17 protein-coding genes and 1 pseudogene are annotated in these 18,330 nt (G+C 63.4%); 10 read left to right on the top strand and 8 right to left on the bottom strand.

Features of this window, described 5'->3' with window-relative positions:
* Positions 1–4 precede the first annotated feature (4 nt).
* Positions 5–184: a hypothetical protein gene (locus IF809_RS21875; RefSeq protein ID WP_128964806.1), complete on the bottom strand. Its 180-nt coding sequence runs from the start codon at positions 182–184 to the stop codon at positions 5–7.
* A gap of 159 nt (positions 185–343) precedes the next feature.
* Between IF809_RS21875 and IF809_RS21870 the strand changes: the two genes are divergently transcribed.
* The gene (locus IF809_RS21870) at positions 344–1,138 is read left to right on the top strand and encodes a DODA-type extradiol aromatic ring-opening family dioxygenase (protein WP_462838477.1); all 795 of its coding nucleotides are present in this window, start codon (positions 344–346) and stop codon (positions 1,136–1,138) included.
* 560 nt (positions 1,139–1,698) lie between these two features.
* Here the strand turns inward: IF809_RS21870 and IF809_RS21865 are convergent.
* From IF809_RS21865 to glgC, 5 genes are all read right to left on the bottom strand, one after another.
* Positions 1,699–2,109, bottom strand: coding sequence for a hypothetical protein (locus IF809_RS21865; protein WP_128964808.1), 411 nt, complete (start codon positions 2,107–2,109; stop codon positions 1,699–1,701).
* Between the two features lie 242 nt (positions 2,110–2,351).
* The gene (locus tag IF809_RS21860; protein ID WP_128964809.1) at positions 2,352–2,999 is read right to left on the bottom strand and encodes a glutathione S-transferase family protein; all 648 of its coding nucleotides are present in this window, start codon (positions 2,997–2,999) and stop codon (positions 2,352–2,354) included.
* A 77-nt stretch (positions 3,000–3,076) separates the two neighbouring features.
* A complete protein-coding gene (locus IF809_RS21855) occupies positions 3,077–3,337 on the bottom strand; it encodes a SemiSWEET transporter (RefSeq protein WP_092212503.1) in 261 nt (86 codons plus the stop codon).
* A gap of 37 nt (positions 3,338–3,374) precedes the next feature.
* Positions 3,375–4,826: a glycogen synthase GlgA gene (gene glgA, locus IF809_RS21850; RefSeq protein WP_462838476.1), complete on the bottom strand. Its 1,452-nt coding sequence runs from the start codon at positions 4,824–4,826 to the stop codon at positions 3,375–3,377.
* Positions 4,823–6,085, bottom strand: a complete 1,263-nt coding sequence (gene glgC / locus IF809_RS21845) for a glucose-1-phosphate adenylyltransferase (RefSeq protein ID WP_128964811.1) — start codon at positions 6,083–6,085, stop codon at positions 4,823–4,825. Before glgC ends, glgA begins: the two co-directional genes overlap by 4 nt.
* A gap of 358 nt (positions 6,086–6,443) precedes the next feature.
* On the opposite strand from glgC, the gene IF809_RS21840 reads away from it, so the two are divergent.
* The 4 genes and pseudogenes from IF809_RS21840 to IF809_RS21825 all read left to right on the top strand — a co-directional run bounded on the left by IF809_RS21840 (position 6,444) and on the right by IF809_RS21825 (position 9,667).
* A complete protein-coding gene (locus tag IF809_RS21840) occupies positions 6,444–6,863 on the top strand; it encodes a hypothetical protein (protein WP_128964812.1) in 420 nt (139 codons plus the stop codon).
* Positions 6,864–7,203: 340 nt separating this feature from the next.
* Positions 7,204–8,038, top strand: a pseudogene (locus IF809_RS21835) (CmcJ/NvfI family oxidoreductase).
* Positions 8,039–8,141: 103 nt separating this feature from the next.
* Positions 8,142–8,456, top strand: a complete 315-nt coding sequence (locus IF809_RS21830) for a septal ring lytic transglycosylase RlpA family protein (protein WP_128964814.1) — start codon at positions 8,142–8,144, stop codon at positions 8,454–8,456.
* 41 nt (positions 8,457–8,497) lie between these two features.
* Positions 8,498–9,667, top strand: coding sequence for a Gfo/Idh/MocA family protein (locus tag IF809_RS21825; RefSeq protein ID WP_462838475.1), 1,170 nt, complete (start codon positions 8,498–8,500; stop codon positions 9,665–9,667).
* Positions 9,668–9,706: 39 nt separating this feature from the next.
* Here the strand turns inward: IF809_RS21825 and IF809_RS21820 are convergent, their stop codons facing one another.
* Entirely contained in the window at positions 9,707–11,017 is a 1,311-nt protein-coding gene (locus tag IF809_RS21820) for an ABC transporter substrate-binding protein (protein WP_128964816.1), read from the bottom strand.
* A 301-nt stretch (positions 11,018–11,318) separates the two neighbouring features.
* Between IF809_RS21820 and IF809_RS21815 the strand changes: the two genes are divergently transcribed.
* The 5 genes from IF809_RS21815 to IF809_RS21795 all read left to right on the top strand — a co-directional run bounded on the left by IF809_RS21815 (position 11,319) and on the right by IF809_RS21795 (position 17,255).
* Complete coding sequence (locus IF809_RS21815) at positions 11,319–12,449, top strand: sugar ABC transporter substrate-binding protein (protein ID WP_462838474.1); 1,131 nt, start codon at positions 11,319–11,321, stop codon at positions 12,447–12,449.
* A gap of 55 nt (positions 12,450–12,504) precedes the next feature.
* Positions 12,505–14,052 carry a sugar ABC transporter ATP-binding protein gene (locus IF809_RS21810; RefSeq protein WP_462838473.1) on the top strand — a complete coding sequence of 516 codons (1,548 nt, stop codon included), beginning with the start codon at positions 12,505–12,507 and terminating at the stop codon, positions 14,050–14,052.
* Positions 14,045–15,157 (top strand): ABC transporter permease, encoded by a 1,113-nt coding sequence (locus IF809_RS21805; RefSeq protein WP_462838472.1) that lies wholly within the window; start codon positions 14,045–14,047, stop codon positions 15,155–15,157. The genes IF809_RS21810 and IF809_RS21805 overlap by 8 nt, the downstream gene beginning before the upstream one ends.
* The gene (locus IF809_RS21800; RefSeq protein WP_453982514.1) at positions 15,154–16,113 is read left to right on the top strand and encodes an ABC transporter permease; all 960 of its coding nucleotides are present in this window, start codon (positions 15,154–15,156) and stop codon (positions 16,111–16,113) included. The genes IF809_RS21805 and IF809_RS21800 overlap by 4 nt, the downstream gene beginning before the upstream one ends.
* A 161-nt stretch (positions 16,114–16,274) precedes the next feature.
* Positions 16,275–17,255, top strand: a complete 981-nt coding sequence (locus tag IF809_RS21795) for an alpha/beta hydrolase family protein (protein ID WP_462838471.1) — start codon at positions 16,275–16,277, stop codon at positions 17,253–17,255.
* A 76-nt stretch (positions 17,256–17,331) separates the two neighbouring features.
* On the opposite strand, the gene IF809_RS21790 is transcribed toward IF809_RS21795, so the two are convergent.
* Positions 17,332–18,231 carry an SMP-30/gluconolactonase/LRE family protein gene (locus IF809_RS21790; protein ID WP_462838470.1) on the bottom strand — a complete coding sequence of 300 codons (900 nt, stop codon included), beginning with the start codon at positions 18,229–18,231 and terminating at the stop codon, positions 17,332–17,334.
* Positions 18,232–18,330 lie beyond the last annotated feature (99 nt).

Here is an 18,330-nt window from a genome sequence, read left to right as displayed (position 1 = left end):
GGAGTCAGGCCGCGAGCTCGACGCGCGGCGCCAGCGTCAGGCGTTCTTCCTCCAGATAGTCCATCGCGCCGTCCTTCTCGACGGCATAGAACTGCTGGCCATCCTTCGATCGGTAGGCGGCGCGAACGACGCCGCGGCGGCCCTTGTCACTGTTGACGACGTCCCCCAGCGCAAACTTCTTCATCTCACAACCCGCTTGTCTTCTGGCCGATTGCTTCGGCCACATCAGGATTTTGGGCGGCAAATCGTTAACGACTTGCTAACCATACGGGTTTGCCTATGCTCGCTGCGAAGCGCGCGGGCGGCTGCGCGCGGATGTTGTCCTTGAGACGAGCCAGCACAGATGACGCGATTTCCCACCCTGTTTGTGTCCCATGGCGGCGGCCCCTGGCCCTTCATGGAGGACCGGCGGGTGCAATATGCCAAGACCGCCGCGGAGTTCGCCCGGCTGCCGCAGCTTCTGCCCGCGCGGCCGAAGGCGGTGCTGGTGATCACTGGCCATTGGGAGGCCGATGCTTTCACCGTGTCGACCTCGGCGCATCCGCCGATGGTGTACGATTATTACGGTTTCCCCGAGCATACCTACCACATCAAATATCCGGCGCCGGGCCAGCCCGCGCTCGCAGCAGAAGTGAAGGCGCTGCTCGGGCGCGCCGGGCTCGAGTGCCGCGCGGACGCCAATCAGGGATTTGACCACGGCACCTTCGTGCCGCTCGGCCTGATGTATCCGAACGCCGACATGCCGATCGTGCTGCTGTCGCTGAAGTCGAGCTACGACGCGGCCGAGCACATCAAGGCCGGGCAGGCGATCGCCTCGCTCCGCGACCAGGGCATTCTGATCGTCGGCAGCGGGCTCACCTATCACAACATGCGCGGCTTCGGACGTGCGGAGTCGAAGCCCGTTTCGTACGATTTCGAAGCCTATCTGAACGAGGCGATCAGCAACCCGGACGCGGCGCGCCGCAACGCCATGCTGATCGATTGGGAAAGCGCGCCGAGCGCGCGTCTCGCCCATCCGCGCGAAGATCATCTGCTGCCGTTGATGGTCGCGGCGGGAGCGGCCGGCAACGACGTGGGCAAGCGTGTCTTCGTCGACGAGGTCGCGAGCGTCGCGATGGCATCGTACGTGTTTGGGTGAAGGTGTCGCCGGCGAAGGACGATCGGGTCGCGCGTATCTCCAACCATGCGGCGTCATGACTGCAACCACGTCCGCTGCGAAAGCGCTTCCGGTCTACACTCGACAGCTGGCATTTGGACGAACTTCGAGCAAGGCAGCGTTGGGCCAAATGCAGACGTTAGGCTGGTCGCCAATCAGTGGGATTTCAGATCGCGCCGCTCTTTGAATTTGCGTCCGACCAGGTATCCCACAGATGCGAAGGCCAAAATCGACGGCAATGCAAACACTGCGGAATAGGCAAGCAGTTCGATCAAACTCGGCGGGTGACGGAAGCTTTGCTGAACGCGCGTAAGAGCGAGGAGCCCTATCGCGGCGGCATAGCTGAGAAGGACGCACAGAAACCATCGTCCCACAAGCCGCCCAACTGCTGCGCCAACAATCAGGGCAGGAATAAAGGAGAGTAAGCCTACGGTACCCCATAAGTAGATTAGGTCTCTAAACAATCGAATATCCCACACCGGAAACCTCCGCGACTCCTACCGCGAACAATGAGCTACTGCGCTGCGTAGCCGTGCGTCCGGTTAAAAGCTGCCATCCGGACGCGGAAACCCTCGCCCCTTCGGAGGTGCTTGTTCGACACAGGTCTTCGCCCGTGCGACAATTTCCTTCGGTGATAGCTCATTGAGAATTCGATCACGTTCCTTTCCAAAGATGAAAGCAAGCTCCATCAGACGTTCACGCTTACCTTCAGGCTCACGTGTGTCCAACCTTCGGAAAGTCGCAGAGGCATTCTGATGATTGATCTCGGCGTCATTGGCTTTTTGTCGTAGCGCAGGGTCAGTCGGGACTTTGCCTGTTTCCATAAGCTTGTCCGCGACAAAAATAGTCGCCGCACAGGTGAGATGGGCGTCCTCCTGGGGAGAACAGGCGCCCAGATATAAGCTCGCAGCAACAAGTTGAGCCAATACTGCGGTTTTGCAGAGAGGTTTCACGGCAAACCTGGGTTCGGAGCGGGTGACAAATGGCCTCAGACGCGCAAGTCCACTTGTCGGTTGCAGAGGAGCGCTCCGTCAACCGAGATCACAGTGAATGCTCAATTTTCCCTAACAGAGGAAGTCCGCTCCGGGTCAAAAGCGACCGTAGAGGCCGTTACGACCTCCCGTCAGTTCCACCATCCATAGCCGGCATCAGGATGACCTCGGCTTATTCGGCCAAAAGGGGTCAGGGGCCGTCGTTACGGTGGTGCTTGGGGCAATTGCGGCATCGTGGCCAAGAGCGTCGGTCTGTTGGAGAGCGCAGACCACCAATGACTGAGCCTGATGTGCTTCTGAAGAAGGGACAGTCCTTCGGGGGCCAACACGAAGTAGCCAATCATCGGTGCGAGGTGGACGTCGGCTAACGACAAGTCCTTACCGGTCAGGTATTGCCCCTGGCCGGCTGTGGCCTCCAGAGCCGCAAGTACCTTGGTCGCTGCTTCGAGGCCCTGCTTGACCTCGCTCTCGTCGACCGGTCGTCGCAGGGCAGGCCTGAAAACCTTGTGCGAAAAGACCTGTCTTACCAGAGGCCAATAGGCGTAGCTGTCCACGATCGAGATGACCTGATTGCAGCGCGCTCGTTCTCTTGGCTCGGTCGGCTGAAGCTTCGGACCATCAAAGGCCTCATCCACGTATCGCGTGATCGCGCTGGTCTCGTAAACGGCGAAGGCGTCGTGAACCAGCGCGGGCACGCGCTTGAATGGGTGAATGGCAAGGTAGCTGGCGGGCGTGTTTTCGGAGAACGGATCGACTTCCGTCCAGGTGTAGGTCACGCCCTTTTCATGGAGAGCCAGCCGGGCAATCCAGGAGTACACGCTGTAACGATAGCCATGCAATGCAACCGTCATTTGCCCGTCGCCTCATCAGGTGGTGACGAGAGTCTGCCGGCTTTTTTCGAATCTGCAAGAACAGGAGAGGGTCAGCTTCACCCGTATCGCAGCTTCATCAGCAGAATGCCGCCGGCGAGCAGCATGGTGACGGCGTTCGAGGCAATCAGCGGGCCGTCGCCCGAGAGCAGGCCGTAGATGAGCCAGAGCGCGAGGCCCAGCACCATGACCAGGAACATGCCGAGCGAGATGTCTCCGGTGGAGCGCGTCTTCCACACTTTGATGGCTTGCGGCGCGTAGGCCACGGTGGTGCAGGTGGCGGCGGCAAAGCCGATCAGCTTGATCACGAAGGGTTCCATGGCCGCTCTATAGCATGGATTCGATCGAGGTCATGTCTTAGGCGCGGCGGGATGCCGTCAGGCCGCGGTAGAGCGCGGCGTACTCGCCGGCGCGATTGCGCCAGGACACGTCGATCGCAAGGCCGCTTCTTTGCAGCCGTCGCCAGGCCGCCTTGTCATGGAAGACAGCATTCGCCTTGCGCAGGCTGCCGGCGAGGGCATCTGCCGTGACAGGGGCGAACTTGAAGCCGGTGGCCTCACGTCCGGCTTCGCCGACATCGACGATGGTGTCCTCGAGGCCGCCGACGCGGGAGACGATGGGAATCGCGCCATAGCGCAGGGCGCAGAGCTGGGTCAGCCCGCACGGCTCGAACCGGGAGGGCACGAGCAGCGCGTCGGAGCCGGCCTGGATCAGATGCGCCAGCACTTCGTCATAGCCGATCATGACGCCGATCCGGCCCGGGTTGGCGCGCGCGGCGGCCTGATAGCGGTCCTGGAGATCGCGGTCGCCGCTACCGAGCAATGCAAGCTGCATGCCCTGGTCCAGAATCGTCGGGATCGCTTCGAGCAGGAGGTCGAGCCCCTTCTGCCAGGACAGCCGGCTGATGACGCCAAGCAGCGGCGCTTCGTCGGAGGAATCGAGATTGAACTGTTGCTGCAGCACCGCCTTGTTCGCGGCCCGGAACGCCAGGTCTTCGCTGCTGAAGCGGTAGGCGATGTGTGGATCGGTCTGCGGATTCCACACCTCGACGTCGATGCCATTGAGGATGCCGCTCAGCACACTCGAGCGCTCGCGCAGCAGGCCGCCGAGCCCCATGCCGCCTTCGTCGCTCTGGATCTCATGCGCGTAGGTCGGCGACACCGTGGTGATGCGATCTGCGAGCTGCAGGCCGGCTTTCAGGAAACTGATGCCGCCGAAATATTCGAGGCCGTGGACGTCGAACGTGGCGTGGCTGGGCAGGCCGATCGCGCTCGCCAGCGAACGGTCGAACTTGCCCTGATAGGCCATGTTGTGAATGGTCATGACCGTGCCCGGTCGCGGTTCGCCGTCGTAGTGCAGATAGGCCGGCGCGAGTCCGCCCTGCCAGTCGTGGGCATGCACCACGTCAGGCACGAAAGCCGGGACCAGACCGCGGCCGATGTCCGCCGCCACGCGCGACAGTGCCGCGAAGCGCACGCCATTGTCCGGCCAGTCGACGCCCTCGGCGGTGACGTAGGGATTGCCGGGCCGCGCATAGAGATGCGGCACGTCGAGCACGAACAGGTGGAGCCCGTCATGGGAGCCGGCGAGCAGGCGGCCGGGGCCGCCGAAATAGTCCGGCCAGCTCCGGAGCTCGGCCGCACCCGCGAGCCGCCGCATCACCTCGGGATAGCCAGGCATCAATGTACGCATCTCGACGCCGTGCGCCTTCAGCGCAATCGGCAGCGCACCGGCGACGTCAGCGAGGCCGCCGGTCTTGATGATGGGGTAGACTTCAGAAGCGACCGCGAGGACGCGAACAGGCGTCATGTATTGAGCCTGTCGAGCATGGGCTGGGTGATCAGCGAGATCCCCTGCTCGGTGGTGCGGAAGCGCTTGGCGTCGAACTCGGGATCCTCGCCGACGACCAGCCCCTCGGGGATCTCGACGCCGCGGTCGATCACGACGTTCTTCAAGCGCGCGCCGCGTCCGACATTGACGTAAGGCATGATCACTGCGTTCTCGACATTGGCATAGGAGTTGATGCGCACGCCGGTGAACAGCAGCGAGCGGCGCAGCGACGCGCCGGAGATGATGCAGCCGCCCGAGACCAGAGAGCTCACGGCCTGGCCGCGCCGGCTCTCCTCGTCGTGGACGAATTTGGCGGGCGGCGTGATCTCCGCATAGGACCAGATCGGCCAGGCCCGGTCGAACAGATCGAGCTCCGGTACCACGTCGGTGAGGTCGATATTGGCCGCCCAATAGGCGTCCACCGTGCCGGCATCGCGCCAGTAGGCGCGGGGATCGTTGCCGGAGCGGACGCATGAGGTCGAGAACTGATGCGCGATGGCGCGACCGTTCTTGACGATGTAGGGGATGATGTCCTTGCCGAAATCGTGGTTGGAATTGGGATCCTCGGCGTCGCGCTTGAGCTCGTCGAACAGGAATTTCGCGTTGAACACGTAGATGCCCATGCTGGCGAGCGAGACGTCGGGCTTGCCCGGCATCGGCGGCGGATCCTTGGGCTTCTCGAGGAATTGCTTGATCCAGCCGTTCTCGTCGACATGCATGATGCCGAAGCCGGAAGACTCCTGGCGCGGCATTTCGAGGCAGCCGACCGTGACGTCGGCGCCGCTGTCGACGTGCTGGCGCAGCATCACCTCGTAGTCCATCTTGTAGATGTGGTCGCCCGCGAGCACCACGATGAAGCGGCAGGCGTGCGACTCGATGATGTCGATGTTCTGGTAGATGGCATCCGCCGTGCCGACATACCACATGTTCTCCGAGACGCGCTGGCTCGCAGGCAGGATATCGAAGCTCTCGTTGCGTTCGGGGCGGAAGAAGTTCCAGCCCATCTGCAGATGCCGGATCAGGCTGTGCGCCTTGTACTGGGTGGCGACCGCGATGCGGCGGATGCCGGAGTTCACCGCGTTGGACAGTGCGAAATCGATGATGCGGGATTTGCCGCCGAAATAGACCGCGGGCTTGGCGCGCCGGTCGGTCAGCTCCAGCAGCCGGCTGCCGCGTCCGCCGGCCAGGACAAATGCCAAGGCCTGGCGGGCAAGCGGCTCATTTCCGGCGGCACTCATGTCATCCTCCCCTTGTCTGGCGCAAGCCAATTTCGGCGTAAACCAAGGCCTTCGCGAAGTGCCTTCCGGCCGCGCACCATTGGAACCGATAGTAACGGTACGAATAGGTAATCGGGAAGATGCTTGTTGGTTGCGAACGGATGGGAAGCTTAACGTTTTGCCGCGCCGCGCAGGGCCTCTCGCACCGTCGTCCTGACGTCACATCGCTGTGGCGGGACGTCCTCCGCCGATCACAATTGAGGCATGCGGGACGTCTTGTGCGTTGCACGCTCATCCCGGGCTTTGACATGGCGCAAGGATGCCCGATCATACGCCTGCGATGCTCTTCCGAACGAAACGTCAGACAGGGAGTAAGACGATGAGTATCTGGAAAACGGCAATTGCCTGCTCGCTGACGGTCGGTGTCATGGCCGGCCAGATCGGGCAGGCGGCAGCGGCGCCGATGCCGACCAATGTCGCGACCATGAAGGCTGCGGCCGGCGACGACGTCACGCAGGTGCATTGGCGCGGTGGCGGTTGGGGATGGGGGCTGGGCGGCTTCGCGGCCGGCGCCATCATCGGCAGCGCTATCGCCGGCGCGCCGTACGGCTATTATGGTGGGGGACCGTATTACGGCTACGGCTATCCGGGTTACGGCTATGGCTATGCGCCGGCCTATTACGGTTACGGCTACGGGCCCGTCTACCCTCGCTACTACCGGCCCTATCGTCCGTATTACGGCTATCGCTACGGCTATTACAGGCCGTACTACCGTCACTACTATCGCCGCTATTGGTGAACGCGAAGGCGGGCGAGGTCGTGATCGCGCGTCCGCGGGATTGCGGCCACGCATACGGTTTTCGCAAACGGGCTCGGGCTTAGCAGCGCACCACCATGGCGCGTCGAACACGGGTCGACGCGCTAACGGTGATGTACGGCGTCCGCGGCCTGAGGCCTCACAAGGCTCTCAAGCGTCCGTGAAGTGCACGGCGCCTATTCCAGCCCAATCGGCTTCGTCGACAGTTTCGTTCTGCATTTCCTACTGAGAACGACAGCCCCATTGCTATTTTGCGCTGCTCACTTGCGCCGCATCCTGCGCCCTCAAAGATCATCCCGACGACCACATCGGGAGACCGGCCATGGGCCTGCAAGAAACAAAAATCGAATCGCTTCCCTTCGTCACCGCTGCTCGCGCCTGTCTCGGGCAAACCGCGCACCTACGCCTTCGATCCGCCGCCGGGCGAACCCAAGAGCACCTCGCTGCCGGAGCCGCATCGGGTGCCGATCTTCGATGCGCGATTGATCGCGAGCAATCTCTCGCTCGATCGCGAGGGATTTGCGCTGGTGCGCCACCCGAGCCAGGTGAAGGATTTCTACAACGACGAGGAAATCCGCAGCGTCTATTATCCTGCCGTCGAAGCGTTCCTGCGCGCGACCTTGAAGGCCGATCGCGTTGTCATCTTCGACCACACCGTGCGCAAGCGCGTGGAGGGGGCTCCTGACATTCGCGGCGGAGGGCCGCGTCAGCCGGCAACGCGCGTGCATGTCGACCAGACCGTTGCCTCCGGCGCCAACCGCGTGCGCGAGCATCTGCCTGACGAGGCCGATGAACTGCTCAAGGGCCGCGTGCAGGTCATCAACCTCTGGCGGCCGATCCGCGGTCCGTTGCAGGACTCGCCCCTCGCGATGGCCGACGGCACGACCGTCGCGCCGGAGGATCTCGTCGCCTCCGACCTGATCTATCCCAATCGTCGCGGCGAGACCTATTCGGTGAGATACAATTCTGCTCACCGCTGGTTCTATTTTCCGGAGATGACGCCGGACGAGGCGCTGCTGCTGAAATGCTACGACTCGGCAACCGACGGCCGCACGCGCTTCGGGCCGCACACCGCCTTCGTCGATCCGACCACGCCCGCCGATGCGCCGCCGCGTGAAAGCATCGAGGTCCGCACACTGGTTTTTCACAAACAGTAACAATGTGTGATGGCACTGCCGTGCATCGCGCGGCAGCGTTATGGGAACCCAAGGGAACAAAGCAACGTTTGTAGCGCCGGGCGGGGCCAACCCGGAGCGTGCCGTGCGAGCGCAAACGATGCTATTCTCGTGCCTTGCAACGTTGTCCCTTTCATTTGTGTCCGGTGCCCAAGCAGAGAGTGGACTCGCCTCCTATTACGGTTACGGAAAAGCCGGCAAAGGCGGCGAGATGACGTGCGCCCACCGGACGCGTCCGTTCGGCAGTGTGCTCAAAGTGTCCTATGGCGGACGCTCGATCCAATGCCGCGTCAATGATCGCGGTCCCTTCATCCGCGGCCGCATCGTCGATCTGTCGGTGCCCGCCGCCCGCGCGCTCGGGATGATGAGCGCCGGCGTGGTGCGGGTCTCGGTGGAATAGCGCTCGCCTCGCGCTATAGTGCCGCTCAAAGAGAGGGCACCATGGCCAGGATCAGGGTCGGACTCGTCGGCTGCGGCTTCGTGTCGGAACTGCACATGTATGCGTTCCGGCGCGTCTACGGCGTGGACGTCGAGGTTGCGGCCGTTGCGGCGCGCGGCGAGCACGTGGTCGAATTCGCCGCCCGCCATGGCATTCCGCGCGTCTATCGCAGCTTCGCCGAACTGATCGGAGACGGTGCGCTTGATGTTGTCGACATCTGCACCCCGCCCAATCTCCATGCCGGGATGATCGTCGCCAGCATGCAGGCCGGCAAGCACGTCATCTGCGAAAAGCCCTTTGCCGGCTATTTCGGCCGTGGCGGCGACAGGCAGCCGATCGGCAAGCACGTGCCGAAGGCGCTGATGTACGAGCGCCTGCTCGAGGAGATGGACGCCACCCGCGCCGCGATCGAGCGCACCGGAAAACTCTTCATGTATGCCGAGGACTGGATCTACGCGCCCGCGGTGACCAAGATCGCCGAGATCCTCAAGGCGACGAAAGACAAGGTCCTGTTCATGAAGGGCGAGGAGAGCCATTCCGGCTCGCACGCGGCGCACGCCGCGCAATGGGCGATGACCGGCGGGGGCTCGTTGATCCGGATGGGGTGCCATCCGCTCTCGGCCGTGCTCTATCTCAAGCAGGTCGAGGCGCGCGCGCGAGGGGAGAAAATCCATGTCGCCAGCGTCACCGGCGATGTCGGCAACGTCACCGCCAGCCTCAAGCCGGAAGAGCGCAGCTACATCAAGGCCAATCCTGTCGATGTCGAGGACTGGGGCACGCTGACCGCGACCTTCTCCGACGGCACCAAGGCTACCGTGTTCTCCGGCGACATGATCATGGGCGGCGTGCGCAATCTGATCGAGACCTACACTTCGGGCGGCTCGCTGTTCGCCAACATCACGCCGAACAATCATCTGATGAGCTACCAGACCTCCGAGGACAAGCTCGCCTCGGTCTACATCACCGAAAAGGTCGATCGCAAAACCGGCTGGCAATATGTCTGCCTCGAGGAGGAGTGGACGCGCGGCTATCTCCAGGAGATCCAGGATTTCATGGAGTGCGCCGCCACCGGACGCCAGCCGCTATCAGACCTTGCACTCGCCTACGAGACGATCAAGGTGAACTATGCCGGCTATTGGGCGGCGGAGGAGGGACGGCGGGTGGTGCTGTAGGCGAGATCGCCACCGCGGGGAGAAGCGAAGGATCGCGCCTCACGCCCCGTAGGTCGATCCCTTCGGCAGCGGGAACACCGGGTCCTGCGTGCGGATGTTGGTCGGCCACACCACGGAGATATGCTCGCCCGCGTTCTGCATCACCACAGGCGTCGAGCGTTCGTTCTGGCCGGAGAGCGGCGTACCCGGCGGGAAAAACTTCACACCGTAGCCTTGAATGGTGCCGCCCGCGGGAATGTCGACGTCCAGCGCGGCCTTGCGAATGGCGTCCGGCTCGAAGCTGCCGTATTTCTCCCTGGCCACCGGCAGCACGTTGTTGAGCAGCACCCAGGTCTGGTTGAAGCCCATCGAGCAGTGCGGCGGCACGTCGGTGGCGCCGGTCTTGGCCTTGTAGCGCGTGACCATCGCGTTGATCAGATCGCCCATCCCCGGCGCGAGCTTCGACGGATCGAGCAACTGCGCCGGCACCGGATCGATGTTGCAGAAATTGTCGATGTCGGCGCCGAAGGTCGCGCGCAGCTTGTCGAGCTGGCTGTAGCCGGCGCCGGCGCCGAACAGCATCTTGAACCGCAGGCCGCTCTCGCGCGCCTGGCGCAGGAACAGGGTGATGTCGGGGTTGTAGCCGGCATGCGAGATCACGTCGGCCTTGGCGCGCTTGAGCTTGGTCACGAGCACCGAAAGATCGGGAGCCGACGCCGAATAGCCCTCCTTCAGCACGATCTGAAGACCAGCTTCCTTGGCATAGGCCTCGTCGGCCGCAGCGACGCCGACGCCATAGGGCCCGTCCTCGTGGATCAGCGCGACCTTGACGTCCTTGGGCTCCATGCCGAGCTTGGCCTTGGCGTGCTCGGTGAGGAAGCCGGCGAACGCCTGGCCGTATTGGTCCGAGTGGATCTGCGCGCGAAACACATATTGCAGGTTCTTGTCCTTGAACACGGCGGTCGACACCGCAGTGGTGATCCAGAGGATCTTCTTCTGCTGCTCGACCTTCGCCGCCATCGGCACCGCATGCGCGCTGGAATAGACGCCGTTGATGATGTCGATCTTCTCCTGGCTGATCAGCCGCTCGGCCTCGTTGATGGCGACGTCGGCCTTGCTCTGGGAGTCCGCGGAGACAGGCACGATCTTGGTCTTGCCGCCAATGCCGCCCTTCTCGTTGACGAGATCAATGGCGATCTGCGCACCGACCGAGGAGGCGACCGAGCCGCCCGCGGCGAACGGTCCGGTGAGATCGTAGATCAGGCCGATGCGCAAATTCTCGGCTTGCGCCTGGGCCCGGGTCCAATCGAGGCTGAGTGTGGCGGCGGCAGCCGCCGTACCCTTCAGCAGCTGCCTGCGTGAAGTCGGCATCCTATCCTCCCTCCGATCAGTCGTTTGCGACTGGCGCTATTTTTTCGGAGAGTATTTGGAGCCCGTGCATGAAAGTCAACATGCGCCGCACCAGGAGGACGCGCCGCCAACTATGATCGCGCCGCATTTTTCCCTGAGTCTCATTCTTTTTGCGCCGCGCCGATGGGCCAACCGGCATTCGGCTTGTGCGCATCGGAGGCCGCATGTCATCCTACCGGGGCAAATTGCACGGGAAGGCCAATTCCCGGCTTGGCCATTGCGCCGCGTCAAGGGTGGAACACAAGAGCTCAGGAGAAGAGATATGGTGTGGACGCTTCGTTTTGCGGGGCTGGCTTGCGTCGGCCTGTTGCTGTCCTCGGTCAGTGCCTTGGCTGGGCCGAAGGTCGTGTCCGGCCCGGGCGCCGATCCCGCATGCTTCAAGCCCTGGTCGTCCCAAACCAAGTTCTTCCAGTGGCCGAAGAAGACTGGCCCCTACAAGATCGCGCTCGTCAACGGCTTCGTCGGCAACACCTGGCGCATTCAGATGGTGAAGACCGCCAAGGCCTTCGCCGCGCAGCCGGGCATCAAGGAGAACATCAAGGAGTTCAAGGTCGTCTCGACCGGCACCGATGTTGCAGCGCAACTCGGCGCGATGGAGGACTTCATCAATCAGGGTTTTGACGCCATCGTCACCATCGCTGTGGCGCCTGACGGCTTCGACCGCATCATCCGCCTCGCCGACAAGAACAACGTCGTCGTAGTCCCCTTCGACAACGTCCTCGACACCGACAAGGTGATGATGGTCAACGAGGACCAGAAGGAAATGGGTCGCATGTCGGCGAAGTGGCTCATCGATGAAGGCGGCAAGAAGAGCGGTGACGTCCTCGAGGTCCGCGGCCTGCCGGGCAATTCGGTCGACCGCGACCGCCATCTCGGCTTCCGCGAGGTCATGGAAGCGCCGGGCAACAGCTTCAAGATCACCGAAGTGGTGGGCAATTGGGACACCGGCACCTCTCAGAAGGTGACGGCGGACGCGCTCGCCGTGCACGGCCATTTCGACGGCATCTTCACGCAGGGCGGCTCCGACGGCACGGTCCAGGCCTTGATGGCGGCCAAGCACCCCTTCGTGCCGATGTCGGGCGAGGGCGAGAACGAGTATCGCAAGCAGATCGCCGACCACGCCAAGGACGGGCTGAAGGGGATGTCTTACGGCCAGTCGCCGGCGCTGGTCGCGATCGCCACCAAGGCGGCGATCTCGGCGCTGCAGGGCAACGTGATGCCGCAGCTGATCTCGATCCCGATTCCGGTTGCGACCTACAAGGACCTCAAGCCCGGTGTGAACTACTGGCCGGACCTCAATGCCAACTTCTTCGCGCCGAACCAGTTCACGCCCTGCGGCGTCAACTTCACGGCGCCGGAGATCATGTCGCAGAGCGAAAAGAACACGCAGTGAGGATGCTACGATTGCGGCCCGGCTCTCGCCGGGCCGCCGCTGCGTGAGCCCCGCCATGTCGGATGCTGCCCTGACCCAACCTGCCTTTCTCACGCTATCGGGAATCTCCAAGCGCTACGCGGGTGTGCGCGCGCTCGAAGGCGTCGACTTCGCCTGCGAGCGCGGCAAGATCCATGCGGTACTGGGCGAGAACGGCGCCGGCAAGTCGACGCTGATCAAGATCATCGCCGGCGTCGTCCAGCCCGATAGCGGCACCATGCGGCTCGGCGGAAGCGAGGTGAGCTTCGCGACGCCGTCTGCGGCTAATGCAGCCGGCGTCGTCTGCATCTTCCAGGAGCTGTCGCTGATGCCAGACCTCTCGGTCGCGGACAACATCTCGATCGCATCGCCGCCGCGACGCTTCGGCCTGATCGACGCGCGGGCGCAGCGCCGCCGCGCCGAACAGTTGCTGGCCGAGATCGGCTGCGAGGACGTCAATCCGTTGATGCGCGTGCGCGACCTGCCGCTGTCGCGCCGCCAGGTGGTGGAGATCGCCAAGGCGCTCGGCAAGAAGCCGCAGCTGCTGATCCTCGACGAAGCCACATCCGCGCTCACCAGTGCCGACGTCGAGAAGGTGTACGCGATGCTGGCGCGGCTCAAGGCCGAGGGCGTTGCCATTCTCTACATCTCGCACCGCATGCACGAGGTCGAGGCGCTGGCCGACCGCGCCTCCGTGTTCCGCAACGGACGCCATATCGAGACCTTCGACAAGGGCCGGCGCTCGACCGCCGATATCGTTCAGCTCATGATCGGGCGCGACATCGCGGCCCAGTATCCGCCCAAGCCCGCGCGCGCATCGCCGAAACCCATGCTCGATATCGAGAACCTGAGCTGGGACAGGCGCCTCGATCGCATCTCGCTCCGCGTCGGCACCGGCGAGATCGTCGGCCTCGGCGGGCTCGACGGCCAGGGCCAGAAGTCCCTGCTGCTGGCGCTGTTCGGCGTGCTGCGCGGTGTCTCCGGGCAGGTCACCGTCGAGGGCCGCGAGGTACGGCCGGGTTCTCCGGCTGCGGCGAAGTCGGTCGGCATCGCGCTGGTGCCGGAGGATCGCAAGACCGAAGGCCTGATGCTGCCAATGTCGATTGCGGACAATCTGGTGATCGCCTCGCTGGATGCGATCTCGAGGGGGCCTCTGGTCGACCGCGCGCGCGAGAGCGAGGCCATCAAGCGTGCCATCGACCGGCTGCAGATCAAGATCGGCGCCCCCGGCGATGCGGTCTCCACGCTCTCCGGCGGCAACCAGCAGAAGGTCGTGCTCGCCAAGTGGCTGATGACCGATCCGCGGATCATCCTGCTCAACGATCCCACACGCGGCATCGACGTCGGCACCAAGCAGGAGCTCTATCGGCTGATGCGCGAGCTCGCCGATCAGGGCGCCGCCATCCTGTTCTATTCGACCGATTATGACGAGCTCATCGGCTGCTGCGACCGGGTGGCGATCATGTATGACGGGCGCATCGTGCGCGAACTCCAGGGTGACGAGCTCACCGAGACCAACATCATCGCGAGCGCGCTGAACATCGAGGCGGCGACGCCGGACGTTCCCGGAGCCGCCCATGCTTGACGACATCGCCATCAGGCTTCGGCAGAACATCGGCATCGTCACCGCCGTTCTGCTGTTTTCAATTCTCTACCTGCTCTACAATCTAGCCCACCCCAGGGGCTTCTCGTCGGCGGTTCTGGTGCAGAACGGGGACGAGATCTTCGCGCTCGCGATGCTGGCGATGGCCCAGACCGTGCCGGTGCTGGCGTCGGGCCTCGATCTCTCCGTGGGCGCCGTCATGACGATGGTGGGATGCTTCGCAAGCTATCTGCTCATGGGTGCGGCGGACGGCACGGCGCTGCATCTCGACATCTTCGGCCTGCAGCTCAGCCTCGGCACTTTTCCCGGCGGGGTGAGCGGCATCCTGCTTGGGATCGTCGTGTGCCTCGCGACCGGCGCGCTGGCCGGCTTCATCAACGGCTGCATCGTCGTCTACGGGCGCATCCAGCCGATCATCGCGACGCTTGCGACGGGCGCGGTCTATATCGGCATCGCACTGTTCCTGCGGCCGACGCCGGGTGGCAAGATCGACGAGGATCTCAATTGGGCGATGACCAATTCGCTCGGGGATTTCGCCGCGACCGTCCACATCTTCGATGACGGCGCCGCGAGCTGGTTTGCGCCGGTAGCCTGGATCCCGGTGCCGTTCGTGCTGCTGATCCTGATCGCGCTCTTGGTCTGGGTGCCGTTTCGTCGCTCCGTGCTCGGCCGCGCCGTCTATGCGGTCGGCTCGGCCGAGGGCGCCGCCTACATGTCCGGCCTGCCCATCGACCGCGCCAAGATTGCGGCCTTTACGCTCGCCGGCTTCTTTGCCGGCTGTGGCGGCCTGTTTCTCGCCATCCAGACATCATCAGGCAATGCCGATATCCCGCAGGCCGGCGCCTATACGCTCAACTCGATCGCGTCCGTCGTCATCGGCGGAACATCGCTGCTCGGGGGCACCGGTAGCGCGATCGGCTCGATTTTCGGCGCCATGGTGCTGCGCGTCATCTCGTTCTTCTTCCGCATCTTCGACATCGCGCCACTGTTGCAGCCGCTGTTCGAGGGCCTGATCCTGCTCGCGGCGGTCAGCATCGGCGCGCTCGGCGTCCTGCGCGTCAAGAATACGCTGGAGCTGTTTCGATGAGTTCGGCCTCCCTCAGTCTCTCGCGCGACGACCGCCCGATCCTGATCGCGGCCCTGTTCATCCTCGTCATCCTCGTTGCCGGCACGGTCTACACCTTTGCCCGCTTCGGCAGTGCGCCGCTGTTATCGCCGACCTATCTGTTGCAGCAGCTTCAGATCGGCGCCTTCCTCGGCATCGTCTCCGCCGGGATGATGATGGTGATCCTGATAGCCCAGATCGACCTGTCGGTGCCCTGGACGCTCGCCGCGGCCGCGATGATGGCGACGTCGGTCGGCGGACCGCTCGCCATTCCGGTCGGGCTCGGGGTTGGGCTGCTGGTCGGTCTCATCAACGGCATCGGGGTTGCTTACTTGCGCGTGCCTTCGATGATCTTCACCTTGGGCGTCAACGCGGTGATGCGCGGCCTGATGGTCGCGCACACCGGCGGCTATGCCCCGCAGACCGCCGCGACCGATTTGATGCGAATGCTGGCCGGCGACCGCACGCTCGGCATCCCCAATGCCTTGTTCGTCTGGGCGGCCGTGTCCGTGCTGGTCACCATCATGCTCCAGCGCACGGCGCTCGGCCGTTACGTCTATGCCATCGGCAACAAGGAGGCGGCCGCGTATCTCGCCGGCGTCGACACCCGTCGCATCACCGTGGTCTGCTTCGTCTTGTGCGGCGTTGCTGCTGCGCTCGCCGGCGTCCTGCTCGCAGGCTATTCCACCAAGGCCTATCAGGGCATGGGCGATGCCTATCTGCTGCCGTCGATCGCGGCGGTGGTGATCGGCGGCACCAACATCCTCGGCGGCCGGGGCCGCTATCTCGGCACGCTGATCGGCGTCGTGCTGATCGTGCTGCTCAACAGCGTGTTGTCGATCATGGACATGCCCGAGGCCGGCCGCCAGGTGATCTACGGCCTCGTCATCATCTTCATGCTGCTGGTGTACGGGCGCGGCGAGCGGGTCACGAGTTAGGACGTCGGCTCGTCACCCCGAAGTCACGGTCCGTTCGCTGCCCTCCGCGCTCTGGTCCCGACTCTGCCGCTTTCCAGATGTAATTGAGGCTGCCAAATCTTGCCGACAAGGCCTTCAGAGGGCGTCACGAGGCAAGCGCTGTCGCATCTCTGGAGTGCCAAGTGAAATTCGCTGGAAGCCCGACCCTGATATCTTTGATTGTGATTGCAAATTCCTTCCTGATGTCGCCGGAAGCTTTAGCCCAGTCCCAGCCGGACGATGAGATGTTCGATCCAGTTGAAGTCATTAATGGAACGCAGATTTCGCCTGAGGCCTGCAAAGAGATGGAGGCCCGGCAAACCGCGGTCTGGGTCAGCGTGGAGAGCGAAGGATATTGCCTTAGATATTACGCCGCAGGATTGAAGGCTGACGGACCAAATCCGCTGGCCGTAGCCTGGATGCCGGGTGACGTGCTGGGCGGGCCCAAAGGCGTGCGCCATCAGGCAGGACTCGGTGTTGCAGCGATGATCGAACAATCGCAAGAGCAATTCAGCCGATACGGCGTGCCGTTCATTTTCCTGGGCAGGCCGGGCACGTATGGAAGTGCGGGAAAGCATTACGACATCAGGCACACGCCATTGGAAGCCAAGCTGATGGCATCTGCGATCGATACCTTGAAGTCGCGCTATCACATCAGCCGCTGGGTGCTTGGAGGGCATAGCGGTGGTGGGACGCTCGCGGCAGAGTTCCTTGCTCAGCGCAGGGATCTTCAGTGTGTCGTTCTCTCTTCTCCAGCCGCAGCGTATCGCGCGCGCTTGAAGGCGAGGGGATGGGTCAGCCGTTTGAAGACCGAAGTCTTTTTTGACCCTTATGATTCCTTGAATCAGATACCGGATCAACCTGCGCGCAGGATATTCTTGATCTCAGACCCGCGTGATTCCAACATCCCGTTTCCAACGCAGGAACTGTATTTCAACGGTCTGAAATTGCATGGACATGCTGCCTGGCTGGTCCCGCTCAGGAAGGCCCGAGGTCCAACGTATCATAGTCTCGTTGATCTTGGCCAAGCAGCGGAAGGAATGTGCGCGAGCGGGATGGCGACTGACGTCATGCTGCAAACCTTGCGCGCGATGCCGATGCAGTCGGACCGCATATCGAACTAACCGGATGCTGTGGCGGGCCTGCGGCTGCCCTTGAGCATGTTGCTCGAGTCGACATCGGCGTCGGTTCGCGACGGAGCTACACCGCCGCCCTTGTGTTGAGATAGATCGAATACAGCGAGGTCTGGCCGCAGATGTAGAGGCGGTTGCGACGTGGGCCGCCGAAGCAGACATTGGCGACGATCTCGCCGATCGGGACGGTGCCGAGATACGTCCCATCGGGCGCGTAGCAGAACACGCTGCGGCCCGCCGACGTCCAGATGTTACCGTGGATGTCGACGCGGAAGCCGTCATAGAGCCCGTCGGGGCAGGTGGCAAACAGCGAGGCTTCCCCGAGTGTCTGTCCCTTGACGTCGTAGGACCAGATCGTCGGCGGCAGTCCGCGGACATGCGTCGCGCCGGTGTCGGCGACGTAGAGCCTGGTTTCGTCAGGCGAGAAGGCGAGGCCATTGGGCTGCACCCGGTCGGACACGACGCGGGTGATGGCGCCGGTAGCGCCGTCGATCCGGTAGACGTTGGAGGCGCCGATCTCGGACGGGCTTTGCTGCCCCTCATAGTCGCTGTCGATGCCGTAGGTCGGATCCGAGAACCAGATCGAATTGTCCGATTTGACCACGACGTCGTTCGGTGAATTCAGCCGACGGCCTTCGAACGCGTCCGCCAGCACGGTGACCGAGCCGTCATGCTCGGTGCGGGTGACGCGCCGCATGAAATGTTCGCAACTGACCAGCCGCCCCTGGCGGTCGGTGGTGTTGCCGTTGGAGTTGAAGCTCGGCGAGCGGAACACCGACACCGATCCGTCGGTCTCGTCGAACCGCATCATCCGGTTGTTCGGAATGTCGGACCAGACGAGATAACGGCCGGCAGGGAAATAGGCGGGACCTTCGGCCCAGCGGCAGCCGGTGAAGAGCTTTTCGAGATTGACATGGCCGATGACCAGCCGCTCGAAGCGGGAGTCGTGAACGACATAGGGGAGCATGCGTCCTCCGTGCTGGCCGCAGATTCTTAGGTTGCCTGCGTGCGGTCGCTAGTTTGATCGACCCTGACAATTTTGCAAGCGGGCTTCGCTGCGAGAGTG

The sequence above is a fragment of the Bradyrhizobium sp. UFLA06-24 genome (genome assembly GCF_054967145.1).
Note: the sequence above shows the minus strand (reverse complement) of the source record. Positions and strands in the feature narration are given on the sequence as shown.